This is a genomic window from Polycyclovorans algicola TG408 (assembly GCF_000711245.1).
In the GTDB taxonomy this organism is placed as follows: Bacteria; Pseudomonadota; Gammaproteobacteria; order Nevskiales; family Nevskiaceae; genus Polycyclovorans; species Polycyclovorans algicola.
This window is the reverse complement of record NZ_JOMH01000001.1, coordinates 500,747-526,215: the sequence shown is the minus strand read 5'-3', so window position 1 is coordinate 526,215 and position 25,469 is coordinate 500,747. Positions and strand designations below refer to the sequence as shown.

Annotated in this window: 24 protein-coding genes; 7 read left to right on the top strand and 17 right to left on the bottom strand. The window is 65.4% G+C overall.

Going from position 1 to position 25,469, the window contains the following annotated elements:
- Positions 1-100: 100 nt before the first annotated feature.
- Complete coding sequence (locus tag U741_RS0102495; protein ID WP_029888918.1) at positions 101-2,128, bottom strand: TonB-dependent receptor family protein; 2,028 nt, start codon at positions 2,126-2,128, stop codon at positions 101-103.
- 68 nt (positions 2,129-2,196) lie between these two features.
- Positions 2,197-3,651 (bottom strand): DNA recombination protein RmuC, encoded by a 1,455-nt coding sequence (locus U741_RS0102490; protein WP_052378420.1) that lies wholly within the window; start codon positions 3,649-3,651, stop codon positions 2,197-2,199.
- Between the two features lie 119 nt (positions 3,652-3,770).
- On the opposite strand from U741_RS0102490, the gene U741_RS0102485 reads away from it, so the two are divergent.
- The gene (locus U741_RS0102485) at positions 3,771-4,373 is read left to right on the top strand and encodes a hypothetical protein (protein ID WP_152551467.1); all 603 of its coding nucleotides are present in this window, start codon (positions 3,771-3,773) and stop codon (positions 4,371-4,373) included.
- Positions 4,374-4,425: 52 nt separating this feature from the next.
- Here the strand turns inward: U741_RS0102485 and U741_RS0102480 are convergent, their stop codons facing one another.
- Both U741_RS0102480 and U741_RS0102475 read right to left on the bottom strand, forming a co-directional pair.
- Positions 4,426-4,911: an FKBP-type peptidyl-prolyl cis-trans isomerase gene (locus U741_RS0102480; RefSeq protein ID WP_029888915.1), complete on the bottom strand. Its 486-nt coding sequence runs from the start codon at positions 4,909-4,911 to the stop codon at positions 4,426-4,428.
- A 39-nt stretch (positions 4,912-4,950) separates the two neighbouring features.
- On the bottom strand, positions 4,951-6,315 hold the full coding sequence (locus U741_RS0102475; protein ID WP_052378419.1) for a cytochrome P450: 1,365 nt from the start codon (positions 6,313-6,315) through the stop codon (positions 4,951-4,953).
- A 147-nt stretch (positions 6,316-6,462) separates the two neighbouring features.
- Here U741_RS0102475 and U741_RS0102470 point away from each other — a divergent pair, with 147 nt between their 5' ends.
- Positions 6,463-8,595, top strand: a complete 2,133-nt coding sequence (locus U741_RS0102470) for a PhoX family protein (protein WP_029888913.1) — start codon at positions 6,463-6,465, stop codon at positions 8,593-8,595.
- Here U741_RS0102470 and yihG read toward each other — a convergent pair.
- Genes yihG through U741_RS0102445 form a run of 5 tightly spaced genes read right to left on the bottom strand, consistent with a single transcriptional unit; the run spans position 8,592 to position 11,877 of the window.
- Positions 8,592-9,521 carry a 1-acylglycerol-3-phosphate O-acyltransferase, YihG family gene (yihG, locus tag U741_RS0102465; protein WP_235199983.1) on the bottom strand — a complete coding sequence of 310 codons (930 nt, stop codon included), beginning with the start codon at positions 9,519-9,521 and terminating at the stop codon, positions 8,592-8,594. The genes U741_RS0102470 and yihG overlap by 4 nt on opposite strands.
- Before the next feature lie 15 nt (positions 9,522-9,536).
- Positions 9,537-10,601 carry a uroporphyrinogen decarboxylase gene (gene hemE, locus U741_RS0102460; RefSeq protein ID WP_029888911.1) on the bottom strand — a complete coding sequence of 355 codons (1,065 nt, stop codon included), beginning with the start codon at positions 10,599-10,601 and terminating at the stop codon, positions 9,537-9,539.
- 10 nt (positions 10,602-10,611) lie between these two features.
- Positions 10,612-11,325: an orotidine-5'-phosphate decarboxylase gene (gene pyrF / locus U741_RS0102455; RefSeq protein ID WP_029888910.1), complete on the bottom strand. Its 714-nt coding sequence runs from the start codon at positions 11,323-11,325 to the stop codon at positions 10,612-10,614.
- A 1-nt stretch (position 11,326) separates the two neighbouring features.
- On the bottom strand, positions 11,327-11,638 hold the full coding sequence (locus tag U741_RS0102450; protein WP_029888909.1) for a CcdB family protein: 312 nt from the start codon (positions 11,636-11,638) through the stop codon (positions 11,327-11,329).
- The gene (locus U741_RS0102445; protein WP_029888908.1) at positions 11,638-11,877 is read right to left on the bottom strand and encodes a type II toxin-antitoxin system CcdA family antitoxin; all 240 of its coding nucleotides are present in this window, start codon (positions 11,875-11,877) and stop codon (positions 11,638-11,640) included. The genes U741_RS0102450 and U741_RS0102445 overlap by 1 nt, the downstream gene beginning before the upstream one ends.
- A gap of 366 nt (positions 11,878-12,243) precedes the next feature.
- Between U741_RS0102445 and U741_RS0102440 the strand changes: the two genes are divergently transcribed.
- Complete coding sequence (locus U741_RS0102440; protein WP_052378417.1) at positions 12,244-13,671, top strand: WS/DGAT/MGAT family O-acyltransferase; 1,428 nt, start codon at positions 12,244-12,246, stop codon at positions 13,669-13,671.
- An 11-nt stretch (positions 13,672-13,682) separates the two neighbouring features.
- On the opposite strand, the gene styC is transcribed toward U741_RS0102440, so the two are convergent.
- From styC to U741_RS0102425, 3 genes are all read right to left on the bottom strand, one after another.
- Positions 13,683-14,153 (bottom strand): styrene-oxide isomerase StyC, encoded by a 471-nt coding sequence (gene styC, locus U741_RS0102435; RefSeq protein ID WP_029888906.1) that lies wholly within the window; start codon positions 14,151-14,153, stop codon positions 13,683-13,685.
- Positions 14,154-14,332: 179 nt separating this feature from the next.
- A complete protein-coding gene (locus U741_RS0102430; protein WP_029888905.1) occupies positions 14,333-15,286 on the bottom strand; it encodes a DUF6492 family protein in 954 nt (317 codons plus the stop codon).
- Positions 15,287-15,291: 5 nt separating this feature from the next.
- Positions 15,292-16,887 (bottom strand): OpgD/OpgG family glucan biosynthesis protein, encoded by a 1,596-nt coding sequence (locus tag U741_RS0102425; RefSeq protein ID WP_043110172.1) that lies wholly within the window; start codon positions 16,885-16,887, stop codon positions 15,292-15,294.
- 138 nt (positions 16,888-17,025) lie between these two features.
- Here U741_RS0102425 and U741_RS0102420 point away from each other — a divergent pair, with 138 nt between their 5' ends.
- The 3 genes from U741_RS0102420 (at position 17,026) to U741_RS0102410 (ending at position 19,882) form a co-directional block, all read left to right on the top strand.
- A complete protein-coding gene (locus tag U741_RS0102420) occupies positions 17,026-17,967 on the top strand; it encodes a glycosyltransferase family A protein (protein ID WP_029888903.1) in 942 nt (313 codons plus the stop codon).
- A complete protein-coding gene (locus U741_RS0102415; RefSeq protein ID WP_052378416.1) occupies positions 17,964-18,716 on the top strand; it encodes a glycosyltransferase family 2 protein in 753 nt (250 codons plus the stop codon). The genes U741_RS0102420 and U741_RS0102415 overlap by 4 nt, the downstream gene beginning before the upstream one ends.
- Before the next feature lie 77 nt (positions 18,717-18,793).
- Entirely contained in the window at positions 18,794-19,882 is a 1,089-nt protein-coding gene (locus U741_RS0102410; protein WP_029888901.1) for an IS630 family transposase, read from the top strand.
- A gap of 29 nt (positions 19,883-19,911) precedes the next feature.
- Here the strand turns inward: U741_RS0102410 and U741_RS0102405 are convergent, their stop codons facing one another.
- From U741_RS0102405 to U741_RS0102395, 3 genes are all read right to left on the bottom strand, one after another.
- Positions 19,912-20,763: a glycosyltransferase family 2 protein gene (locus U741_RS0102405; RefSeq protein WP_043110171.1), complete on the bottom strand. Its 852-nt coding sequence runs from the start codon at positions 20,761-20,763 to the stop codon at positions 19,912-19,914.
- A gap of 33 nt (positions 20,764-20,796) precedes the next feature.
- Positions 20,797-21,513 carry a glycosyltransferase family 2 protein gene (locus U741_RS17570; RefSeq protein WP_052378415.1) on the bottom strand — a complete coding sequence of 239 codons (717 nt, stop codon included), beginning with the start codon at positions 21,511-21,513 and terminating at the stop codon, positions 20,797-20,799.
- A gap of 194 nt (positions 21,514-21,707) precedes the next feature.
- A complete protein-coding gene (locus U741_RS0102395) occupies positions 21,708-22,604 on the bottom strand; it encodes a glycosyltransferase family 2 protein (RefSeq protein WP_200872659.1) in 897 nt (298 codons plus the stop codon).
- A 217-nt stretch (positions 22,605-22,821) separates the two neighbouring features.
- Here U741_RS0102395 and U741_RS0102390 point away from each other — a divergent pair, with 217 nt between their 5' ends.
- Complete coding sequence (locus U741_RS0102390; protein WP_029888898.1) at positions 22,822-23,739, top strand: glycosyltransferase family 2 protein; 918 nt, start codon at positions 22,822-22,824, stop codon at positions 23,737-23,739.
- Here the strand turns inward: U741_RS0102390 and U741_RS0102385 are convergent.
- Together U741_RS0102385 and U741_RS0102380 are read right to left on the bottom strand one after the other, a co-directional pair.
- Positions 23,711-24,571 (bottom strand): FkbM family methyltransferase, encoded by an 861-nt coding sequence (locus U741_RS0102385; protein ID WP_052378414.1) that lies wholly within the window; start codon positions 24,569-24,571, stop codon positions 23,711-23,713. The two genes, U741_RS0102390 and U741_RS0102385, sit on opposite strands and share 29 nt — an antisense overlap.
- Positions 24,568-25,437 carry a glycosyltransferase family 2 protein gene (locus U741_RS0102380; protein ID WP_052378413.1) on the bottom strand — a complete coding sequence of 290 codons (870 nt, stop codon included), beginning with the start codon at positions 25,435-25,437 and terminating at the stop codon, positions 24,568-24,570. Before U741_RS0102380 ends, U741_RS0102385 begins: the two co-directional genes overlap by 4 nt.
- Between the last annotated feature and the right edge of the window lie 32 nt (positions 25,438-25,469).

Sequence of the window (25,469 nt, the reverse complement as noted above, 5' to 3'; positions counted from 1 at the left end):
CGGAAACTCAGCACGTCAGCCGACTGAAAACCACGCTACGCCCAAGCGCCACGGGGTGGCACTACCCGGACTGGCAGGATTGGCGATCACGCGCCTGGCATCAGAACGTCACGCTGAGCCCTCCGAGCACCACCCGGTCGGCGGCCGGCTCGTAGTAACGACCAAAGCCGGCATTGACCCGCAGGTTGTCGTTGTATTCGCGGTCCAGCAGATTGTTGACGGCGACGTAGGGGGTGATTTGGCGCCCCGCGAACTCGCCGGTCCACGACAGGCGCGCGTTGAGTACCGTGTAGCTGGGCACGCGCACGCTGTTGGCGTCGTTGACGAACACCCGGTCCTGGCCAACCGCTTGTAGACGCGTGGTCCACGCCGGCAGTGGCTGGTAGGCCAACTCGGCGAACCATTGTTGCTTTGGCAAACCGGGCAGGGCGTTGCCGGAAAAGTCATCGCCAGCCAATTGGTAGTTTCGAAAGCTGAAGTCGTTGTAGCTGTAGCTCATCGATGCCGTCAGCGGCGGCAGCGCCTGCCACACCGCGCTCAGCTCGACGCCGTCACGGTCGGTGACGCCGGCATTGCGGAAAAAGCTGCGGCCCGATTGGCCGTCAAGTTCAAAGCGGATCAGCTCGTCCTTGTTGCGAATGCGGTAGACCACCCCCTCGGCGCGCAGCCGCGTGCTGTCGAATTTGTAGCCGACCTCGACATTGCGCGCTTCGGCCGGGCCCAGGGCCGGGTTGAAGCCGCCGCCGTTGGGGTTGGCCAGCTCAGAGTTGGTCGGCGTCTCGAAGCCGGTGCCGTAGCGAGTGAACACGCTGCTGCGCTCGGTCAGCGCGTAGCCCAGCCCCAGATTCACACTGGTGCGGTTGAACTCACGTTTGCCGGAGTCGTCGCCATCGGCCTGAAAGCCGTCGCCCACCGACAGGCGAATGCGGTCATAGCGCAGGCCTGTGGTCGCGGTGATGCGCTGCCAGGCCATCTGATTGCTGACATAAACGCCAACGCCGCGTGCGCGCTCGTCCTGGTCCAAGGTCAGATCGCCGCGCACCCCACCGGGGCTGTTATCGAAGCGGCGACGCTCGTCGGTTTGCGCCTCGATGTCGGCACCAATACTCACCGTGTTGGCGGTGCCGGCCCAGCCATAGCGATGATCGACCTGCCCGCCAAGCCCGCCGAACACGCGGTCGAACGCGGTCTGGCCGCCGCCGGCAAACGGCAGGGTGTTGGTGAAGTCGCGCTGGCCCAGCCAGGTGCGCAGTCGGTAGTCGGTTTGCGCATTCAGCGGCGAACGCCACGACACGCCGATGCGCTCCTGCCGGATCGACTCCCCCACCGCGAAGTTCACTGCACCGGGGTTGGCCTGGCGGCGGTTGGCCTGCACCTCGGCGAGCGTCAGCGCGGCCGGGTCTTCGGCGTCGATGTCGAGCACTGCGAGGTTGAATGCCAGCGTGCCTTCGCCGATCTCCTGCGCGTATCGGGCCGAGCCATTGAGGCTTTGGGCTTCCATGTTGTCGCGGTGGCCCTCGAGTTCGCGATAGGCCAGCGACACCAGCCCCGATTGGGTGTCGTTGTGCATTCCCACTTCGCCGCGCATGCGCCGCTCGCCGAGTTCTCCGGCGACCACGTCAACGCGGCCATGTTGATGCTCGGGACGGTCGCGGGTGGTGATCGACAGCACGCCGCCCGCGCCGTTGCCATACAGCGCCGAGGCCGGGCCGCGCAGCACTTCCACCTGCTCGACCAGCGCCAGATCGAGGGCATCAAGATCAGTCTGGCCATCGGGCATGGTCAGTGGAATGTCATCGACGAACACCCGCACGCCGCGCACGCCGAAGGCCGCGCGGCTGCCGAAGCCGCGGATCGACAAGCGCAGACCCTGATTGAGGTTGTAGGTGCTCTGCGTGAACACGCCGGGAATCCGTACCAGGGTTTCCGAGAGCGCCAGCCCGGCGTCACCCAACTGTACGTCGGTGTCGATCACGCCAATGGCGGTGGGGGATTCCACCCACGGCGCGCTGATGCGCTCGCTGGTCACGACCACCGGCGCCAACCGGGTGCTGCCGTCGTCGGCCGTGGCGTTCCAGGCCAGTGCGGCCAGCAGGGCGGCGATGCCGCAGGGTGCAATCCGCTTCAAAAGTCTCTCTCCGGGTGACGTCTTGGGTGCGGGCGATGCTGCGACGGCGCGGCAGCCATTGCCAGACCCTATCGGGTAGTCGGCGGCGTGTCGTCGTCTTGCCAGTCATCGGCCTGCAGTGCGCGTGGCTGGTGCTCGACCGGGTCGAGCGCGTCGATCTCGCTGCTGTCGGGCGCCACGCGTAGCGCCTGAAGTTTGCGCGCCGAAACCAGCACCCGGGTCTCCAGCGAGGCGGTGGCCTTGTTGTAGGTGTCGACGGTTTTGCCAAGCTGGTCGCCGAGCCTGTTCCAGTGCGCTGCCAGCGGGCGGATGCGTTCGTAAAGCTCGCGGCCCAGCGCGGCAATCTCTTCGGCATTCTGGGCCAGTGCCTCCTGCCGCCAGCCGTACGACACCGCGCGCAGCAGCGCGATCAATGTCGTCGGCGTGGCCGGAATCACCCGCTCGGCGACGCCGTATTCGATCAATGAGGGATCTTGTTCCAGGGCGGCGGAGAAGAAGTTTTCGCCAGGCAGAAACAGCACCACGAACTCTGGCGTCGGCGAAAACTGCTCCCAGTACGCCTTCCGGCCCAGCGCCTGAATGTGGGTGCGGACCTGCCGCGCGTGGTGCGCCAGATGCTGCTGGCGGACCGCCTCGTCGCTGGCCTCGGCAGCGCGCAGGTAGGCGTCCAGCGGCGCCTTGGCATCGACCACCACGCGCTTGTCGCCGGGCAGCCTCACCAGCAGGTCGGGGCGCAGCCGGCCACCGTCCCCGTCGCTGGAGGTCTGCTCGGTGAAGTCGCAGTACTGGACCATGCCGGCCATCTCGACGACGCGCTTGAGTTGCACTTCGCCCCAGCGGCCGCGCGCCGTGGGCGTACGCAGCGCGGTGACCAGGCTGGCGGTTTCGCGGTGCAGTTGCGGCAGGTGGGTTTCGACCAGCCCTTTCAGTTGCTCGTTGAGCGCCGCGTAAGAGGCGATCCGTGCCTGCTCCAGCTCGCCGAGCTTGCCGTCGACCCGGCCGAGCGATTCCTGAATGGGTTTGACCAGCGCCGCGACCGCTTTCTCGCGCGCGCCGAGCTCCGACTTGGCGGCCTCCTGGTAGCGCTCCAGCTGGGTGCGGGCCAAAGCCAGAAATGACTCGTTGTTCTTCTGCAGGGCTTGTGACGACAGGTGGCTGAAGGCGTCGCTGAGCGACTTGCGGGCCTCGTCAAGCAGCGCCAGCTTTTCGGCCGCGCCTTCACGTTCTGCCTGCAACTGCGCGGCGGTTTGCGCCAGCGCGCGGGTGGTGTCGTCACGCTGAGTGGCTGACGCCTGCAGGGCGGCTTCCAGCGTCGGCACGCGGCGCGCGTCGGTTTCAGCAATGGCGCGGCGTTCGGCCTCGCTCTGCAATGCGGCGCGCTGGGCGTCGAGCGTGGCCTGTACCTCGGTCAGCCGGCGTTGCAGCGCCCGCCGACCGCGAAACTGCACCCATGCCAGCAGCAGCGCGGCCAGCAGGGCAACACCGAGTCCGGCGACCAGCGGCAGCAGTAGCGCCTCGTCCATATTTTGGGTGTGCCCTTGGGAAGGTGAATGTGGCAGGTCGGGTGCCAAGCCTAACGTGCCGCGGGCTGATTCGATGAGATGCCGCTTGCGCGGTCCGCGCCGGCAATCAACACTGCGCCATGAAGCGTTATTTATGGGCGGTTCCAGTGTTGGTGGCGGCCGCTACGGCGGCCTTCTGGTGGTGGGCGCGGCCGGTGCCGCTGCACGGCGAAACGGCGGCGTTCGGCGAACGAAAACCTGGCATCGAGCTCGGGGCCGGTTTCACCAGCTATGTTGATCTCGCCAGCGTGCGCGCGGCCCACCCCGAGGCAATCGTCATCACCGACGTGCGCCGGGCCGCAACACCGGCCCACCCGGCGCGCGAACTCATCACGCTGGAATTACGGCCGTTCTCGCACCTCGACGTGCCGGGTCGGTTGACCCTGGACTTTTTTAATGACCGGCTGATGGAGGTGACCTTTTACCCGGTCAGTGCCAACGATTACGCGCCGGTGCTGGCGCGTGCCGAGCCGAGGCTGCGGCGCGAGGGGGCCAATCGGCAGGTGCTGGTCAGCGGCCAGCGGCGGGTGGCGTCCAACGTTGCCCAGCAGGCCTCGCCACTGGGGCCGAGCATGGGCGGGCAGCCGTTCGTGCTTTGGCAGGACCGGCGGCTGCGCAGCGAGCTTGACGACTGGGACGCTCGCTTTGGGCATCTGCCGCAGCCGGCCAACCCCGGCAACTGAGCATGAAAAAGGCCCGCATTGCGGGCCTTTTCAATGATGCCTTCGGCATGGATCAATGGTGATGATGACCGCCGTCACCATGGGCATGACCGTGGGTGGTCTCTTCCTCGGTGGCGGCGCGCACATCGGCAATCTCGACTTCGAACTTCAGGGTCTCGCCGGCCAGCGGATGATTGCCATCGACCGTGATGGTGTCGGCTTCGACCGCGGTCACCGTGACCCGCATCGGGCCCTGGGCAGATTGCGCCTGAAAGGCCATGCCGACCTCGATGGTGTCGATGCCCTGAAACGCATCACGGGGCACCTGCTGGATCAGCTCCATACGCTTTTCGCCATAGCCTTCGCCCGGTGCGACGGTCACGCTGAGCTTGTCGCCCGCAACCTTGCCGGCCAGTTCTTTTTCCAAGCCGGGAATGATGTTGCCGCCGCCGTGCAGGTAAGCCATGGGCTGACCCTCGGGGGATTGATCAAGTACTTCACCCTTGCTGTTGGTCAGGGTGTAGTGGAAACGGGCAACGGTTTGAGCCGCAATCTGCATGTATCAACATCCGATTAAGTGAAAGGTCATGCTACCCGCTCAGGCCCGGCCTCGCAGGCGCGACGCCAGTTTCAGCGGCAGCCCGTCCAGCGGATGGGCGATGGGCGCCAGGCGATACGGCATCTCGTAACCCGGCGCCACCGCAAATGAAAAGCGACGCAGCAACTGGTGGATGACCGCCTTCACCTGCATCTCGGCAAAGTGCAGCCCCAGGCACATGTGGACGCCGCCGCCGAACGGCGCCCACGCGAAGGGGTGGCGCCGGTGCTCCTGACGTGCCGGCGAGAAACGCGCCGGATCGAAGCCGTCGGGGTCGGTCCACCAGTGCGGGTCGCGCTGGGTGTAAACCGGGAACAGCGCCACCGACATGCCGGCCGGAATGGGGTGACCGGCCAACTGCACCGGTTTGAGGGTCTCGCGCAGCATGATGGTCAGCGGCGGGTAAAGCCGCAGCGCCTCGCGCAGGACCCACAGGGTTTCCTCGTGCCCCTTGAGCGCCTCGAAATCCGGGCGCTCGTCGCTGCGATCCAGCGCCTGCTCGGCCAGCCGCTGCTGCCATACCGGGTGTTGGGTCAGGGCATAGACGATGGTCGTCAAGGCGCTGGTGGTGGTGTCGTGCGCGGCCATCATCAGGAAGATCAGATGGTCGACGATTTCAGTGTCGGCGTAGCGCTGGCCCTGCTCGTCTTCGGCCAGACACAACTGGCTGAACAGGTCGGCCGACGGACTGCGGCGGCGCGTGGCGATCAAGCCTGTGAGGCGTCGCTCCAGGCGCCGCCGCGCACTCAGGCCACGGGTCCACGACGGGCCGAGGCAGCGCATGCGCAGCACGGCGCCTGAGGCCTCGACCAAGTCAGAGAAGTCGCGGTTGACCGCACTGACCTCCGCGTCCAGCACCAGACCGAGAAAAATCTGCGCCGCCATGTCGAGGGTGAGCTGCTTGATGGCGGGGTAAAAGTGGAAGTCGGGCTGCCCCTGCCATTGGTCCAGCCTTGAGGCGATCAGCGGGTTCATCAGGTCGAGATAGCCGGCCAGAGCCTCGCTACGGAAGGCTGGCTGCATCAGCCGCCGGTGCTGTCGGTGATCGGCGCCGTCGCGCAGCATCAGGCCGCGCGGGAAGAGCTTTTCCAGCACCGGCGACCAGCCACGCTCACTGGAAAAGGCCTCGTCGCGGTTGAGCAGCACCTGTTCGTTGATGTCGGCGCTGAAGCACATCACGCGCGGCAGAAACAGAAAGTTGCCCCGCGCCACCGTTCCGTGCGCCGCTGAGTGACGACGCGCGAAGGCCAGCGGGTCACCCAGAAACTGCAAGGTATGGCCCAACAGCGGCGCGCCGCGATGGCCCGGAAGATGGGCGATTTCGCCGCCACCGCCCATCAGTCCGTCGAATGAAATGCGGGCCATGGGCCTCCGGAATTGACAGGCCGACGATATTGAACGAGCGGTTTGGGTCGAGCAAGGCCGCTTGCCATGCAATGGTCATCGGTCTGTCACCGCAGCGAAAAGGGGGCGGCCTACGGTGCGAGGCTTCTCACCACACAGCCAACTGCCATGAGCCATCATCCGATTGAAGACAGCAACCGTTCCGACAAACGCGTTTTTTGGGACATTCTCGATGCCTCCCTCTCGCGGCGTTCGGTCCTCAAAGGCGGTGCCGCCGCCGCCATCACCTCGGCCAGCGGGCTGTCGTTGTTGGGGCTGTCGGCGTGCAGCAGTGGCAGCAGCAACGGCCCGGGCGAAATTCCCGAACCGCGCCTGGGTTTTTCCGCTGTGGCCAAAAGCCTCGAAGACCGCGTGGTGCTGCCGGCCGGTTATTCCGCGAGCGTGCTTTACGCGCTGGGCGACCCGATTACCGAAGGTCTGGCCGAATATCCCAACGATGGTTCGGACGACGGCAACTGGGACCGCCGCGCCGGTGACCATCACGATGCCATGGCCTTCTACCCGTTGCCCAAGGGCAGCCAGAACAGCGACCGCGGCGTGCTGGTGATCAACCATGAAGCGCTGACCGACCAGTACCTTCACGAAAACGGCCCGACCGATCTGGGTGAGGGCGTCCGCCCGCTGGCCGAAGTGATCAAGGAGCAGTTTGCGCACGGCGTTGGGGTGATCGAAGTGGCACGGTCGTCCAGCGGCTGGGCCGTGGATCGCAGCAGCGACCTCAACCGTCGCTGGCATGTGAACAGCCCAATGGAGATCAGTGGCCCGGCGCGGGGCTCAAGCCTGATGACCACACCGCTGTCGCCGACCGGCATCGACACCTTCGGCACGCTCAACGATTGTGGCCACGGCGTGACGCCCTGGGGCACCTATCTGGCGGGTGAAGAAAACTGGTTCGCCTATTTCACACTCGACGGTGCCGGCGACGACACGCCGCAACTGGCGCGTTACGGCATCAGTTCCGGCGCGACCGGGTTCAACTATCGGGGCTGGGACACGCCGGCGGGCGCCGCCAACCTGCAGCGCCGATTCAATGCCTCACGGACCGGCGCGTCGGCGGCCAACGACTTCCGCAACGAGCCGCATCATTTCGGCTACGCGGTCGAGATTGACCCCTACAACCCGGACGCGACACCGAAAAAGCGCACGGCCATCGGGCGCTGCTCGCACGAGGGGGTCTGGTTTGCCCCGGCTGTGGCGGGTGAACCGCTGGTGGCCTACACCGGCGATGACTCACGCAACGAGTACATCTTCAAGTTCGTCTCGGACACCGCGTGGGACCCGGCGGACGCGACGCTCGGTCTCGAAGGCGGCGACAAGTACCTGGACACCGGCACGCTTTACGCCGCACGTTTCAACGGTGACGGCACCGGCGACTGGCTGCCACTGACCCCCGACAACCCGCTGCTCGAGGGCATGTCGGCGGCGGAAATCGTCATTTACTCGCGTATCGCCGCCGACCGCGCCGGCGCCACCAAGATGGACCGTCCGGAATGGGGCGGCGTCAATCCGCGCAACGGCGAGGTGTATTTCGCGCTGACCAACAGCAGCAGCGGCAGCAGTGGCCGCGGTCAGGGCGGCGCGGGCTCACAGCCACGTGATGCCGCCAACCCGCGCAGCTACACCGGCGGCCCGGATGGCAGCCTCGACACGGCGGCCGGCAACGTCAATGGCCACGTGATCCGCTGGCGCGAAAACGGCGTGCAGGATGCCGTCGCCTTCGTCTGGGATGTCTACGCGTTCGGCGCCCGCGCCAACTATCCGGCGGCCATCAACCTGTCCGGCCTTGACGACAGCAACGACTTCTCGGCGCCCGACGGCCTGTGGTTCGACAAGCGCGGTATTCTCTGGCTGCAGACCGACGACGGCGCCTACACCGACACCACCAACTGCATGATGCTGGCCGCAACGCCGGGCACGGTGGGCGACGGCGGCAGCTTCAATGTGCCGGGGGCCGATGGCGAGCTGGTGACCACCTTCATCGGCGACGCGCCGGGTGCGAATCTGCGGCGGTTTCTGGTCGGGGTGCGCGGCTGTGAGATCACCGGGGTGGAGGCCACGCCGGATTACCGGACCCTGTTTGTCAACGTGCAGCATCCCGGCGAGCGCGGCGACCTTACGGACTACCAGAGCAGTTGGCCGTATGCGGCCGATGCGACCTTGGCCGGCACCATCGGCTCCCGTCGGCCGCGCACCGCAACCATCGCCATCACGCGGGACGACGGCGGCGAAATCGCCATCTAAATGGCGGTGAACGAAGACCCCGGCGCTGTTTCAGCGTCGGGGTTTTTCAGGCCGGAAATACGGGCGTCCTTTTCGGCCCACAGCTTGGCGACCCACTGATGGAAGCGGGCGCGGTAGTCGACGTCGTGTTCGTAGTTGCCACGCATCAGTTCGGACGGAATGGCGCGCACCGCAATATGCAGACACGCGTGGCCCTGCTCGCCGCAAAGCCAGCTCCACAGACGACTGCGACCTTCGCGGGTGGGGGCATAGACCAGCGTCACGTCCACCAGCCCGGCGAACTGTTCGCCCATTGCATTGAGGGTGAAGGCCAGCCCGGCGCTCTTGGGCTTGAGCAGGTGAGCATAGGGCGAGGCCTGCGCCAGATGCTTGGCCGGCGTGAAGCGCGTGCCCTCAAGAAAATTCACCAGTGCAACCGGTTGTCGCTTGTAGACCTCGCACTTGCGGCGCGTGGTTTCGAGGTCCTCGCTGCGCAGCGCAGGATTTTTGGCCAGCGCCTCTTTGGAATGGCGCTTCATGAACGGAAATTCCATCGCCCAGCACACCTGCCCGATGATGGGGATGTACTTGAGCTGATCCTTCAAAAAGAAGCGCAAAAACGGCATGCGCCCGTGCAGGGCCGCAAACAGGATCAGGATGTCGGCCCACGACTGGTGGTTGCTCACCACCAAATAGTTACGCGTCGGGTCCAGCGCGCCCTCGACCGTCACCTCCCAGTCCATCGGATGCACAAGCCGGTACAGCCGTCGGTTCGTGCCGACCCAGCGACGGGCAATGAACACGCAATAGCGACTGGTGCGGTCCCGTAGCGCACGGCTGGGCAGCAGGTGCAGCACGACGCCAGGCAGCATCAGCGTGAACCAGAAAATCAGCACGACGAACTTCAGCGCGAAGGTCAGCACGCCAATCATGGGCGCAGTCAACACTCGGGCCAGCATGGCTTACGCGGCGTGATAGGCCGGGCTGAGCTCGTGCACCGCCGCCACCATGGCTGCCGCATGCTCAGGGTTGACGCCCGGCGTGATGCCATGGCCCATATTGAACACGTGGCCACTGCCATTGCCATAGCTCTGCAGCACCTTGGCCACTTCCATGCGAATGCGCTTGGGGCTGGCGTAGAGAATGCTGGGGTCGAGATTGCCCTGCAGCGCCACCTGCGCGCCAACCCGGGCGCGAGCCTTGCCGATGTCGGTGGTCCAGTCCAGGCCCAGGCCGTCGCAGCCGGTTTCGGTCATCAATTCCAGATGCTGACCGCCGCCCTTGCTGAACAACACCACCGGCACCGTCGGTGCCACGCGCTTGAGGTGGGCGACGATTTTCGCCATCGGCTCCAGCGAGAACTGCACATAGGCCTCCGGCGTGAGCGCGCCGCCCCAGGTGTCGAAAATCATCACTGCGTCGGCGCCGTGTTCGATCTGCGCCTGCAGATACAGGCTGGTGGCGGCGCTGAGCTTGGCCAACAGCGCTTCCATGGCGTCGGGCGCGTCATACATCAGGGCTTTGGCGCGCGCGAAGTCCTTGGAGCTGCCGCCTTCAATCATGTAGGTGGCCAGCGTCCACGGGCTGCCGGCAAAGCCGATCAGCGGCATGCGGCTGTCCAGCGCGCGCTTGATGGTGGACACCGCATCCATCACGTAGCGCAGTTCTACATTGGGGTCGGGCACCGGCAGCTTGTCGATCTGTCGCGGGTCGCGGATGGGGTCGGCGAAACGCGGGCCCTCACCTTCAGCAAAAGACAGGCCCAGACCCATGGCGTCGGGCACGGTGAGGATGTCGGAGAACAGGATGGCGGCATCGAGGTCATAGCGCTCCAGCGGCTGCATCGCCACCTCGGCGCACAGTTCCGGATTGCGGCACAGGCTCATGAAGTCTCCGGCCTTGGCACGGGTGGCGCGGTACTCGGGCAGGTAGCGCCCGGCCTGGCGCATGAACCACACCGGGGTCCGGTCCAGCGGCTCGCGCCGCAAGGCGCGAAGGAAGCGGTCGTTCTGAATCAGTGTGGTCATGGCGGTATTGTCAGGCAGTCGCGGCGGCAATTTCAGTTTGCAGGGTTTCAACCATGTGACGCGGGTCGGCGGCGTCGCGGATCGGCCGCCCCACCACCAGATAATCGCTGCCGGCGGCTATGGCCTGGGTGGCGGTCATGATCCGCTTCTGGTCGCCTTCTACGCGGTTGGCAATCGGGCGGATGCCGGGGGTCACGCAGATCAGTTTGTCGGGCGCCTCAAGGCGCAGGCGCTGCACTTCCAGCCCTGACGACACCACGCCATCGCACCCGGCCGACAGCGAGCGTTTGGCCCGCGACAGCACCAGGTCGGCGATGGTGCAGGCAAAGCCCATGTCGTCGAGATCACCCTGGTCGAGGCTGGTCAGTGCCGTCACCGCCAGCACCTTGAGGCCGTTGGACTTGGCCTGCGCCGCAGCTTCCATCATGGTCTGGTTGCCGTGCAGGGTTGCAAAGTCGGCGCCGCGCTCCGACAGGTTGCGGATGGCGCGCGCCACGGTTTCGGGGATGTCGAAGAACTTCAGGTCAACGAACACCTTTTTGTCGCGGCGTTTCAGCGTGTCGAGCAAGTCAAAGAAGCCCGGCGCCATGAGCAATTCCAGGCCAATTTTGTAAAAGTGCCCGGCGCTGCCGATGCGCTGCACCAGCGCCAGCGCGGCGTCTGCGGTGGCCAGGTCCAGGGCGATGATCAGGCGTTCGTGGGCGGGAATGGCAAGGCGGGTCATGTCAGTAGCCGGTCAACAGAAAATCAAGCGCATTCAAAAAGTCGTGGCGCTGCCCCGTCAGGTCCGCCACCACGGGTGGGCGCAGGCTTTGTGCAGCGACCGCGGCGGCGTCGCTGGTGACCACGACATGCGGCTTGCCGTGCACCAGCACTTGCGGATGCAGCCGGGTGAATGGCGGCCCGTGCCGATCCGCTGGAATGACCGGCAGCACCAGCCGTGAGCCCGTATCCACCGCATCCGACTGCACGTCGAGCAGATAAGGAATGTCTGAGCTACTGGGGCGCTGGTTTCGATACAACTGAAACTGCGCCATCAGAACCGCACCAGGTCCATGTTCCACATGCCGTCCCGTTCGATCCGGGCGCGATGGTACGCGATGGCCTCGGCGTTCTCCTCTTGCCATTGCCGGTTTTGTGCACTGCGTAACGCGGCAGTCAGCGCGGCCTCGGTAATCTGCGACAGGTTCAAGCCTGCGGCCTTGGCGGCGTCGATGATGTCGCCGCGCACCCGCACGTTGAGGGCACGGCGCGGCGGGGCTGAACGTTCAAGCATGGACATGTTCGTAAGGCTGGGTTGAAGCGTTGAATGAGCATGCGTGCGCACACTGTGTGCGTCAAGCCAAATCAAGGCACGGCACGGCTTTTGCTTTGCAACGTGCAGGCAATGCTGTCATGAGAAAGTTGCCCGGCGGCCTGTTAGCACTTGGCAACCCGGTACCTGATTATGTCTATGCCTCAGCTGAGATGCTCAGCGACGCTATGAAAGCCCGCGATATCGAGGGTTTCCGGGCAGAAGGCCATCAATCGGCCGGATCATCATAAGGCCATGATATTTATGGATATTTATAAAATATGCTGAGACGTAGACATAATCAGGACCCGGTATTTGATAATAGGCCCCAGTGCCACGGAGAGAACAATGAAACCTTTGTCAGCCATCGACAACATTTTTTTGCTCATGGAGCAGCGCCAGCAACCGCTGCATGTGGGCGCGCTTTGCCTGTTCACCCCGCCGCCGGACGCGCCGCCCGACTTTGCGCTGCAATTGGCCGAGCGCCTGCGGCAATCGGCGCAGGCCGCAGCGCCGTTCAACCGGCGGCTGGTCAGCCGGGCGGGGTTCAAGTTTTGGGATGAGTCGGGCGACTTCGACCTTGCGCAGCATTTCGTGCACCTGGCGCTGCCGAAGCCGGGGCGTGTTCGTGAACTGCTGGCCATGGTCTCGCGGGTGCACGCGGCGCATCTGGATCGCGCTTATCCACTGTGGCGCATCTATCTGATTGAAGGCCTGGACGACGGGCGCATTGCGCTGTACTCAAAAATTCACCACGCACTGGTCGATGGCGTGGCGGGCATTCGCCTGCTGATGAAGTCGATGGCCCCCGATGCCGAAACCTCCATCACCATGCCCGCCCCGTGGGAAGTGCGCACCCGCCGCACCCGCGAACGCCGCTTGCCAGTGCCAACGCCGTCGCTGCGCGGGGTGAATGCCTTGCGCGCCCTGGCCCAGCAGGGGCTCGACGGCGTGACGCCGGTGTTCCAGCAGTTTCGCCAGGTGCGCCGTGACCAGCGCGCCGGGCGCGAAGACTGCATCGGCAGCCTGCAAGCGCCGCGCTCCATTCTTAACAACAATATTTCGGGCTCGCGGCGCTTTGCCGCCCAGTCGTACGAGACGCCGCGCATCAAGGCGATCGCACGGCGCTTCGACGCCACCGTCAACGACGTCGTGCTGGCCATGTGCGGCGGCGCGCTGCGGCGCTATCTGGGCGAGTTGAATGCCCTGCCCGACGCCCCGCTGGTGGCCGCCGTGCCGGTTTCGACGCGGCGCGACGATGGTGATTCGGGCAACGAAGTGGCCTTTGCGCTGACGCATCTCGGCACTCACATTGCGTGTCCTGAAGCACGTTTGCTCGCCGTGAAAGCCTGCATGGACTACAACAAGCAAGTGCTCAGGGCGCTGAACCCGTCGCAGCTCATGGCCTACGAAGGCCTGATGTTTGCGCCTGGCGTGTTCAATCTGCTCACCGGCTTCAGCCGGACCAAAACCATCGTCAATGTGGTGATTTCTCACGTGCCCGGCCCGCGCACCGAGACCTATTGGCAGGGCTGCAAGCTCGACGGCGTGTACCCGGTGTCGCTGCTGGTCAACAACATTGCGCTCAACATCACCCTGGTCAGTCGCCACGACTTCATCGACTTCGGGCTGATTGGCTGCCGTAAAACGCTGCCGAGCCTGCAGCGCTTGCTCGACTATCTCGGCGAGTCACTGGACGAGCTTGAAGCGGGCGGCGCCCCGGTGGTCCCCGCAGTCAAGGCAAAGGCGCGTCAGGCCAGCAAGGCGCCAGCCTGACGCGTGTTGCATCAGGCCTTGGCGAAGGCCTGACGAATGAGGATGTAGACCGCCACCAGCGACACGATGGCAAACACCAGCGCCGGCAGCAGGCCGATGATCGCCCAGATGTTGGACTCGCCGTGCACATTGTCGGCCACCGTCAGCGCGCGGTTGGGCGCCATCAGCGCGGCCCAGTAAAAGATGGTGTTGGCGCAGCCCGTGCCAATCAGCATCCAGTGCAGCTGCCCTGCGGGCTTGTCGGCGATCTTCATCGCCATGATCAGCAAGGCCACCAGCATGATGAACACGCCATTGAACATGCCGCCAATGTGCGCCCGCGCCCAACTGCCGGCGTCGCCGGGAATGGTGAACTCGATGATGCTGCCGGGAATCAACTCCAGCCCGCCGATCAGGCTCGACAGCAGGCCAAAGCCCGCGAGCATGCCGATGAACATCACCACCGCACCGTGGCCGACCATGATTTTTTGTTTTGGCTGCATCGTGAACTCTCCCTTTTTTAGTGTGAAGCGGCGAGTGTAATCCGCTGTGCGCTGCACCTGCTGCGGCCGAGGGTCTTGCCGGCGCCCGACCGGCTTCGTCGTGCAGCCGAGCTGCGGCACAAGTCGCCCTCCGTCGTAGCGGACCAAAACCAGCCGCCTCGTCGCCGAGATGATCGGACTCAGCGTCCTGCGACGGGGTCGACAAGCGCCCGCACACTCGGAATCACCTGGTCCGCATCCCACAAACCACGCCCGCTGCTCTGCGAGTGCAGGGTGATGTAGTGGCAGTCCGGCTCCGCCATCAGCGCCTGCAGATGAGCGATGAGCGCAGGGAGATCGGTGGCGTCGTGGACGTAGCGCGACAAGGCGGGCGATCGCCATTCCACACCGCCAGCGGCTGGGTGCTGGCGCAGGAACAGCCGGTAGGTGGCGAACTCGGACCAGCGGCGCGGCGGCTGGGCAAGAATGGCCTGCCACCATGGACACTGATAGCGATTCTCAAGCCAGCGCATGAGTGCGCGCACGCTGGGCGGGTGCATCGGAAAGGGCGTGTCGAAATACAGGTCGACCGGCGCTTTGGCGTCAAACGGCAGGCCCAGCAGGCGGTGTGCCTCGCGGTTCCACTTGCGGACCTTGCCGCGTGCCTTCTCGGCGGGTTGCCACTGTTCGATGCAGACCGGACGCGTGGGGTGCAGGTAGTCATCGACCCGCGCCTGTGCGGTGACGATGACGTCGGAGTCCAGCACCAGCACGGTGTCGGCCGGGCTGGCGGCAACGCTGGCCAGCTTGCTGATCTGCTGCATGTGCCAGCCCAGATACCGTGGCCACACAGGCGCGCCGAGGCTGCGCGTCAGGCTGCTCAGCCACTTGGTGCCGTGGCGGCCCAGGCGGTGTTGCCAGCCCAGCGCGTTAACGCGCGCCGCTTCAAGACCGCCCGGCAGCACGTCGGCGGTGGGCTGCAGTTCGACGGCGGGCACATGTCCGGCAAAGGTCGGCAGGTCCTCGCTGTGCACCACCACGTGGTGCGGCACGGCCACCAGCGACGAGCGCTGCAGCGACGCGCGCAGCAAATCGAAGTGTCGTGCATCACCGGCCCAGGTGACGGTCAGCAGTGAGAGGGTTGGCGCACGCATGACGACTATGATGCCGCGCGTTCACCGGCCGGTGGCGGGTTGTACTGGTAAAGCCAGGTTTCGGTCAGGGTCTGGCCGTTGGCGCTGAGCTGCAGGCGCAGGTCGATGGGGTCTTCGGACCCGTCGGGCGGCACCAGGTCGAACATCACGCGATAGCCGTCAATGGCGTGCAGCGGGCGTGCCGAAACAGTCTCGACCCGGCCGCGTGACGTGGTGACCCGCGCTTCAATGTCGGTGTGCTCGGGGTTGATCAGCGACAGGTTGCCGCCGGCAAAATCCACGGCAAATCGCCACGAGAAATACTGCCGCGTTTTGCCGACCACGCCGCCGATGCCGGTGCGAGTGGCGACGCAGGTGGCCAGCGGCGGCACCTCTGGCGGCGTGGCCCCCCAATGCAATCGGTAGCCGAACAGATGTTCCTCGCCCGGCGTGACCGGCTGCTCGGGGTTCCAGAAGGCCACGATGTTGTCGAAGGTTTCATCGACGGTGGGAATCTCCACCAACTGCACCGCGCCCTTGCCCCAGCCGGCCTTGGGCTGCACCCACAGGCTGGGCCGACGCTCGTAGAACACACCGTCATCCTGATAGTGGTTGAAGTCGCGGTCACGCTGCAGCAGGCCGAAGCCGCGCGGGTTGTCGTCCTGAAAGATGTTGAAGCGCAACTGTCGGGGATTGCTTAGCGGCCGCCAGACCCATTCGCCGCTGCCGCTGTGCAGGGCCAGGCCGTCGGAGTCGTGAATCTCGGGGCGCCAGTCGTTGGCCATGCGGCGGTCGTTTTCGCCGGTCTGATACATGCTGGTCAGCGGCGCGATGCCGAGGCGCTCGATGGGTTTACGCGGGTACAGCGCGGCGTCAATGTCCATCACGAAGTTCTGCCCCGGCGTGAGCACAAAGCGGTAGGCGCCGGTGGTGCTCGGCGAGTCGAGCAGACCGTAAACGACCAGCGAATCGGACTGCGGATCCGGCTTTTCCAGCCAGTAGGCGACAAAGTCGGGGAATTCTTCCGGTCGCGGCAAGGCGGTGTCGATGGCCAGCCCGCGCGCCGAAAGACCGTATTGCCAGTCGCCGCCCACCGCGCGGAAATAGCTGGCCCCGAGAAATGCCGCCACGTCTCGCGTCGGGTCGGTATCAATGTTGAGCCGAAAGCCGGCAAACCCCAGGTCGCGCGGCAGGCGCCGGCCGATCAGGCCACTGTCGCCGTAGTCGAACAGGGCCGGGTCATAGGCCAGCGCGCGCGCCTGCCCATCCACCACTTCGTGCAGCGTCACCGGTCGTTTGAAGAACAGGCCCAGGTGAAAAAACTGCGCCTTGAAGCGCAGCTTGTCGTCGCCCCACAGCGCGTGGTCGGCATCGAAGCCAATCGACTGGTATTGGTCCCAGTCCAGCGCCGAGACCGCCTTTGGCAATTCGCCCTCATGGGATTGATACGGCTGCGCCGACAGTTCGCGAGCTTTGCCTTTGAGCGTCGCATAGTCGAAGCGCTCGGCATCGCCCAGACGCTTCGGGTCGGCGGCATTGGCATTGACGCTGAGTAGCGCGGCGGGGAATGGCAGGCTGGCGCCGGCGAGGGCGGCGGCACGCAACAGGGCTCGGCGTTGCATCGATTCTCCAACAGTGAGGCATTGTGGGCGGATGCTAAGCCGTGGCGCCGGCTCGGGGCTGAATTCTCACCCATGGTGGCGGGCTAACATGCCGGTCTCGGCGGGTCGTACCCGCTCGGCTTCCTCACCGGATCTGGCATGTCGCAAGAACTCCAGTTCGCCGTTTTCTCTTTCAATCGGGGCCGCTTCCTGCAGCACTGCATTGAGAGCATTGAGCAGTTCGCGCCCGGCTGTCCGGTGCACATCGTCGATGATGGCAGTGACGATGCCGACACCCTGCAGGTGATCGCCGATGTTTCGCGACGCCACCGCGTGACCGTTGCGGCCAGGACGGGAGCAGCCAAGCACGGCGGTTTGTATGCCAACATGCAGTCAGCGCTCGATATTGCACAACCCGACGTGCCGCTGTGCTTCCTGCAGGACGATGCCCAGCTGGTCCGGCCACTCGAAGCCGACGATGTCTCAGCGATTGATCGCTACTTTGCCCACTCGCCCAAAGCGGCATTTTTGAGCCCGGCGTTTGTCCACCGCAGAAAGAAGGCGCAGCCGCCCGATGCCCTGCAGTTCGATCCCGTCACCGGGGTTTACCTGCCCAGGCTGAGCTCGCAAACGGCCGGGGTTTACTACTCCGATATTTCGATCACCCTGCCGCAGCGGCTGCACGCTGCCGGTTGGCAGTTCAAGAACGCTGAACACGACAACGAACGACAGGCGCGCGCGCACTTTATGCGCATGGGCATCCTGCACGCGCCGTTTGCGATGATGTTGCCGTGGGTGCCAGCCTTTCGCGGCAAGCACAAAACGCTCGCGTTGACCTTGGGCGAGAAGCGCAGCGGCTGCGGCTTTCACCCCATCGAACCGATGACCCGTGAGGCCGTGGCGGCAATGCGCGCGCGCGACCCTCGCATCTTTCCTTGCGTTGAAGATTTCCTGTGGGTCGCAGGCCGCGACCCGACCGCGCTTTGGCGATTCAACGGGTTGCAGGGTCATCGCGATCTGAAATGGCTGAACAGTATCGAGATGCGCCTTCGTCGAGGGCTGGCGGCGATCACGCCCGTCCGTCAGGGGCCAGCACCGTGAACCGGCCCGGCTTGTCGGCTTATGTGCTGACCTTCAATTCAGAGCGCTATCTGCAATCCATCCTTGCCCAGCTGAACCGGTTTGCGGACGAGGTTGTGGTGCTCGACAGCGGCAGCGCAGATGCGACGCAAGCGATTGCGGCGTCGGCCGGCGCCCGCTTCGTGACGCATCCTTTCAGCGATTTCCGGACCCAGCGCGGCGTCGCCGAGCAGGCTTGCAGCCACGACTACATTTTCTTTTGTGACTGCGACAAACGCCCGGATGACGTGTTAGTCGCGGCCATCAGGGCGGTCAGGACAGCGGGACTTGATCAGGCGGCTTATGACGTGCAACGCCACTGGCAGGCTTACGGCCAGCCGGTGCGCGTGGTGTACCCCATCGTCAGCCCGGATCGCGTCCCGCGGCTTTATGACCGGCGCCGTTGTCACTGGGCGCCCGACAAACGCGTGCACGAGGGCTTGTTGGTGGACGGCCCGCGGCGGCTGCTGGCGGGCCGTCTCGTGCACCTCACCTTTGAGACCCAGGCCGAGGTGGACGAGAAGCTTGCCCGTTACACCGACCTGGCCGCGCTGGGCTTGCTTGATCGCTGCCAGCGAAAAGGGCAGTCGCCGCGTTGGGCGGCGATCCGTCACGGCGTTCAGGCTTGGACCTTCAGCCCGCTGGGCGCGGTGATCAAGTCGTATCTGCGACGCGGCGGGTGGCGCGACGGGCGGGTGGGTCTGCGATTGATGATCTATGCACTGCGCTAGTGTCGTGAGTCATAAATAATATGAACCAATGACGACTCCGTCTGTCTCGGTATCATCGAGATATCGAGGGGATTGTCATGGGACGTGGACGGCCATTGCCGGAACTGAAGCTCACGGCGGAAGAGAACAATCGGCTGGTCGAATGGACGCGCCGGCACAAGACCAGCCAGGCGCTGGCGATGCGCGCACGTATCGTGCTCGCCTGCGCGCAGGGGGCGCAGAACATCGAGGCGGCGGCACGGTTGCACGTCTCGAAGCAGATGGTTGGCAAGTGGCGGCGGCGGTTCGTGGAGCGCCGTCTGGATGGGCTTTTGGACGATCCGCGACCGGGGGCGCCCCGGCGCATCGGGGATGACCTGGTGGAAGCCGTCATCGCCAAGACGCTGCAGTCCAAGCCGGTGGACGCAACGCACTGGAGCACGCGCGCCTTGGCCGACCACATGAAGCTGTCGCAGTCGTCGGTGTCGCGCATCTGGCGGGCGTTTGGCTTGCAGCCGCATCGTCAAGAGACGTTCAAGCTTTCCACCGACGCCCTGTTTGTTGACAAGGTGCGGGATATTGTTGGGCTGTACCTGGCGCCACCCGAGAAAGCCGTCGTGCTCTGCGTCGACGAGAAGAGTCAGATTCAGGCGCTGGATCGCACGCAGCCGATTCTGCCGATGACGCCCGGCCTGCCGGAGCGGCGCACGCACGACTACATGCGCCACGGCACCACCACGTTGTTCGCCGCGCTGGATGTGGCGACCGGCAAGGTGATCGGGCAATTGCACCGACGCCATCGTGCCGCCGAATTCCTGAAGTTCCTGGCAACGCTTGACCAAAGCGTGCCCGACGATGCCGAAGTCCATGTCGTGATGGACAACTACAGAACCCACAAAACCCCTGCGGTAAAGCGCTGGTTTGCACGACATCCACGATTCCACCCGCATTTCACCCCGACCTCTGCATCGTGGATCAATCAGGTCGAACGCTGGTTTGCCGAGATCACACGCAAGCAGATTCGGCGTGGCACTCATCGCAGCACCCGCGAACTGGAGCAAGCCATCCGCGATTACCTCTCAACCTACAACCAAAATCCCAGACCGTTTGTCTGGACCAAGACCGCAGACCAAATCCTCGATTCCGTCAAACGGTTTTGTCTGCGGATTTCTGACTCGGGACACTAGTCGCACCTCAAGCATTGGAAGGCTGCGCGTCAGTTGGCGATGGCGGCGGCACGCGGGTAACCGTCTCGCTGCAGTTCGGCAATGCCGAAGTCGGTGCGACTGACTCGCTGGCGTTGGTTGTGCTTGCGCAGCGCCCGGTTGCGAGCGTAGGCGGCTTGGTCGACGTAGCCGCGTGGGTGATCAAGGTGCAGGCAGACCGCGTCGTAGCGCACGCTGCGGGCACGAATCCCGGCGTTCAGCAGGCGGGTGCCGAACTCACTGTCTTCGCTGCCGTAGCCCATGCGCTCGTCAAAGCCGTTTACGCGCAACACGTCGGCCTTCCATGCCGCGCCGTTGGCGCCCTTGAAGTCGCAGCGCGCCGGTGTGAGCTGATTGAGCCAACGCGCCACACCGGGCGTGGCCGTGAGCTTCACCGTCTTGTGGCTGGACGGCAGGCCATGGGCCCTGAGCCAGCGCAGGTCGAAGCAGCGGCCGCTGGCGATGTCCTGCGCAGTGATGGCCTGGCTGGTGACCATCGGCAGCTTGTAATAACTGCCCGCGACCCAGTGCCCCGGCGCCGCCCGGGCCGCGTGCACGGCAACAAAGTCACGGCGCGGAATGCAATCGCCGTCGCTGAACAGCAGGTAGTCGCCTTGGGCCTGCAGCACCGCCTTGTTGAGGATGCGGCATTTGCGAAAGCCGTCGTCGCGCTGCCAGACATGGCGCAAGGTCAGCCCGGTTTCGTCGCGCATTCGCGCGATCAAGGCACGGGTTTCTTCGGTCGAGCCGTCGTCGGCAATCACCACCTCAAAGTCGCGGTACTGCTGCTGCGCGTACCCCAGCAATGATTTTGTCAGCCAGTGGGGCGCGTTAAAGGTCGAGAGGATGACGGAAAGCTTCATGGCGCTCCGAAGGGTTCCGCAGGGAGCCGGCAATTATCGACGCAACCAGTCGTCCTTTGCGCGGCGCACGGACTGTCGAAGCGCGGTCAGCCGTGCGGTCGGACCATAACGGCCTTTGCTGAGGTGGCGGATACGCTGCACCCTGGGGATCGCGAGCCCTTGCCCCTGAGTGCCGAGCAGCCAGCGGAACACGCGGTCTTCCCGGGTTTTGCACCAGTGCGTCGCGGGGGTCAGAAACGCGGGGGTTGCCGCGCAGTAACCGACCCTGCGCACAACATCGCCGCGGACGATCTGCAGGGGCCCCGTGGCGCGGGTGACGGCGTGGGGTGTGAAGGTGAGGTTGGGCTCACAGTCCAACGGCGCATCGACCGACGCCCGCTGGATCGCCGAATCGCGCAACAGGTCGGTGGTCCACTCGATACCCGGATGCACCAGCACAGCCGACTGACCACGCAGCCGATCAGCCAGCGCGTCCAGACAGCCCGCGCCGAACAGGACATCGCAATCGGTGAACCACAGCCAGTCGGCGGGGCTCCTCCGCGCGGCGAGGTTGCGGCCAATCGTCCGCCGCATCAACTGCGGCGTGGGCAGGGCGTGCCAATGCCATTCAATGCCGGGTGGCCGGTGCGCGGCGAATGCCGCAAGCAGGTTCTCGGTCGCTGGATCGTCATGGCTGAAGAACACCCTGACGCGAACGTCGAGTGCCGTGGGCGGGTTGCGCACCAGCGAGGCCAGCTGATGACGCAGCAACGGCGCGTACTGCCAGCAATGGCTGACGATTTAGAGCGTCAGCCGTCGGCCGGTGGACAGCGGTGCCGGCCTCGGCGCGACGCCGCTCCACCATGCGGCCGGAACCGGGGTGGACGCCAAGAGCCCGGTCAGCCGTCGTGCAAGGGCATCACGGACGCGGCCCATCGGCGCGGCGCCACCCCCGGTGTGCATTGCTAGGCGCGGTCCTTGGCCTTGCGGATTTGCTGGCGCAGCGTCGCCATGCGGCCGCCGGCGCGATACCGACCCTTGGACACATGGCGGATGCGCTGGACCCCGGGGATGTCCAGCGGCACGCCGCGGGTGCCCAGCAACCAGCGAAAGGTGCGGTCCTCGTAGCATTTCTGCCAATGATCGGCGCCCGGTTTGTAGGCCGCGATGGCGTCGCAGTAACCGACCGCCCGCGCCACGTCACCATGGGCGATCTGCAGAGGGCCGGTGGCCCGCGACACAGCGCGTGCCTTGAAGTCCACCACGGTGCCGGCCAGATCGGCTTCAGGCGAAAAGCCGGCCAGCGAGGCGTCGTCGTCCGCCAGCAACGAAGTGCAATGCTCCACCTGCGGATAGACCAAGGCGTCGGTGCGACCCTGCAGATTTTCAGCCAGCGCGTCGAGGCAACCCTCGCCAAAGACCAGATCACAGTCGGTGAACCACACCCAGTTGGCCGTCGTGGCCAGCGCTGCCTGGTTGCGACCGATGCACCGGCGCATCAGTTGGTCGGGTGGCAACACCTGCCAGTTCCAGCGCACGCCGGGGACCTCGTGACGCGCGAAGTAGGCGAGCAGGGCCACGGTGTCAGCGTCTTCGACGGCATGAAACACGGTGACGCGAACATCGACCTGTTGCGGCGGATGCAGGACCAGTGAGCTGAGCTGGTGCTTGAGCAGGTGCGCGTACTGCCAGCAGTGGCTGACCACTTCAATCGTCAGGCGGCCGGTGACGGCGTCACGCTGCATGGGTGGCGCGGGCGAAAACCAGCGCGCCGGCACAATGCCGCTGGCCGCCAGCCGAAAAAAATGACGGCAGACGGCATGCCACGCACCGTCGGCCACCCTGGGCGGCGTCAGTGTCACGGGAGTGGACGGATTCTGTGGCGCGGCGTGTTCCGTGAGGCAGGTCGGGAGGCACGCCGATACGGGCGCGGCGACTAAGCGCGATGCCACATGGTGCCCCAGATCGTCGACGCGCGGTTTGTTCGATGGCGAGAGACCGTCCGGCCGCGCGAGTCGGCGCGCAAGCCGGGGCCGGACGTTGCGTAAACTGCGGCGGCCGCTCCGATCCTTGGAACCCATGACCCCGCCGCTGCACTTCTACATTTTCTCTTTCAACCGCGGTCGTTTTCTGGCCCATTGTGTGCGCTCCATCGAGACTTGCGCCCCGGGCGCGACGCTGACGGTGATGGACGACGCCAGTGACGACCCCGAAACCGTCGCCGTTCTGAAGCGGGTCGGTGAGTGTCACGAAGTGGTGGTCCGCGCAGGCGGCGAAGGCTCCAAGCACGGCGGACTCAGCGCCAACATGCAGGCGGCGCTGGACCGTACCGACGCGCCACGCGTGTGCTTTTTGCAGGACGACATGCAGTTGGTGCGGCCACTGGATGAGACCGACGCCGCAGCCATCAATCGCTGGTTTGAACAACGGCCCAACGCGGCGTTTTTGCACCCGGCGTTTCTCAAGGGCTGCAATGCCGCCCGCGACCGGCAGATCACCCGCTTTGATGACGCCACCGGCTGTTACCTGCGCGAGGCCGAGCGGCTCAGCGTTGGTGGGCACTACTCAGATATTTTTATCGCCGACACGGCGCGGCTCAGGGCGCAGGGCTGGCAGTTCACCGCCCGCGAGCATGGCAACGAGCCGCAGGCCAGGCGGCTGTTCGGCCCCATGGGCTTCATGTTTGCGCCGTTCGTCATGTGGCTGCCGTCGGTGCCGGCCTATCGGGGCCGTAGCAAGACCCGGGCGATGCAGCATGCCGAGCGGCGTCAGGGCTGCGGATTTCATCCGTTGCGCATGATGTCGCAGGCCCACGCCGAGGCCTTCCGCCAGCGCGACCCGCAGCAGTTGCCCGTCGCCGAGACTTTTTTGCGGCTTGAAGACGCGGCGCGGCTGACCACCCCGTGGCGCTATCACCCGTTTCAGAACGCGTCGCTGCTGCGCAACCTCGACAAGCTGGAGCGCAGCCTCAGCCGCCTGTGGTCGACGCGCGGCTGAGCAGCAAATTACGCGACGTGCGGCCCTGCTCGACATAGCCCAGCGCGTCGATCAGGCGCTGCATCAGCCGGTTGTCGTCGTGGACGTGCTCGATCAACAGCGCCTCGGGCCATAGGGTTTCCGGGGCATTGTCGAAGAAGTGCCCGAGGATGCGCGGCTCGTGGCCCTCGACGTCAATCTTCATCGCCCTGATGCGGGTGATGTCGCGTGACTGGCACAGTGCCAGCAGCGTGTTGACCGGGACCTCCCGGGTGTCCGCCTGACCGTTCGCCGTGCCGTCCTGCAGACTGTTCTGGCCGCGCTGTCGGGCGTCGATCTTCAGCGTCGCGATGCCCTCGTGATCACTCAGCGCCACCGGTGCCAGGTTGATGCTGAGGCCGTTGTGCTCGGCGTTGAAGCGCATTCGCGCTGAAAGCTCGGCGTCGGGCTCGACGGTGTGGATGCTGATGCGCGACCCCAGCCGGTGTGCCATCGCCAGGCTGTAAAGCCCAATGTTGCCGCCGATGTCGACAAAGGTGCCGCCGTCGGCGAGTTGCGCGGCGAGCCAGTCGAGCTCCGGCACGTCGTAAAACTGCGGGGCATACAGCGCGGTCATCTCGCAGAAATTGCCGCGGTTGAGCAGCCGCAACTCCATGCCCAGCGCGTTGACGTCGAAGGGTCGCACCGGCGCCCGCTTGATCGGCCCGCGCAACAGCCGCGTCAGGCGGTACCAGATGCGCGAGGTGCCGGGCAGCGCGTGGCAGATACGGATGACCCAGCCGGCCAAGCCGGTCGGGGCGTGGGCACCCCAGGCTTGGGTCTTGCCGGGGTCACGCTCGGCGGTCGTGCTCATGCCGCGCCCGCCGTGTCCGGCACCCGCGCCTGGTCAGGTGTGAAACCTGAAGCCAGCAACTGGCGGATACCGTGCCCGGTTTCGACCGTGCCCTCGCGGGCGTGTGACTGCCGCAGCGCCTTGTTGAAGGCCACGCGTTCGGGGTTGGCGTAACCGCGCGGATGGTCAAGGTGCAGGCAGATGGCATCAAAGCGCACGTGCCGCGACCTGACCCCGGCATTGAGCAGCCGCACGCCAAACTCGCGGTCGAGTCCGCCCCACTGCATGCGTTCGTCAAAGCCGTTGACCCGCAACACGTCGTCACGCCACGCCGAGGCGTTGGCGCCCTTGAGGTTGCAGCGGGTCGGCGTCGTGGCATTGAGGAAGCGGGCGAGGCGCGGACCGGCGATCACCTTGAGATTCTTGCGGCCGGCGGGCAGACCATGGGCGCGCAGCCAGCCAATGTCGAAGCAGCGCTGGGTGCGGATGTCGTCCACGGTGATCGCCTCGCTGGTGGTCATGGGCAATTTGTAATAGCTGCCCGACAGGAAGTAACCGCGCTGGGCGCGCGCCGCGTGCACCGCGAGAAAGTCGGCACGCGGAATGCAGTCGCCGTCTGAAAACACGAGGTAGTCATGGCGCGCGGCCAGAATCGCCTTGTTGAGGACGCGGCATTTCTGGAAGCCCTCGTCAGGCTGCCAGAGGTGCACGATGTCCAACCCGGTCTCAACGCGCAGTGCACGGATGCGTTCTGCGGTCTCGGGACCCGAGCCATCGTCGGCGATGATCAGCTCGAAATCGCGGTGGGTTTGCACGGCATACCCCCAGACGACGTTCTCCAGCCATCGCAGCGCGTTGTAGGTGGTGACCAGTACGGAAAGCTTCATCAGGGCGGGTGGCCGCTCGCGAGGTTGCAGTG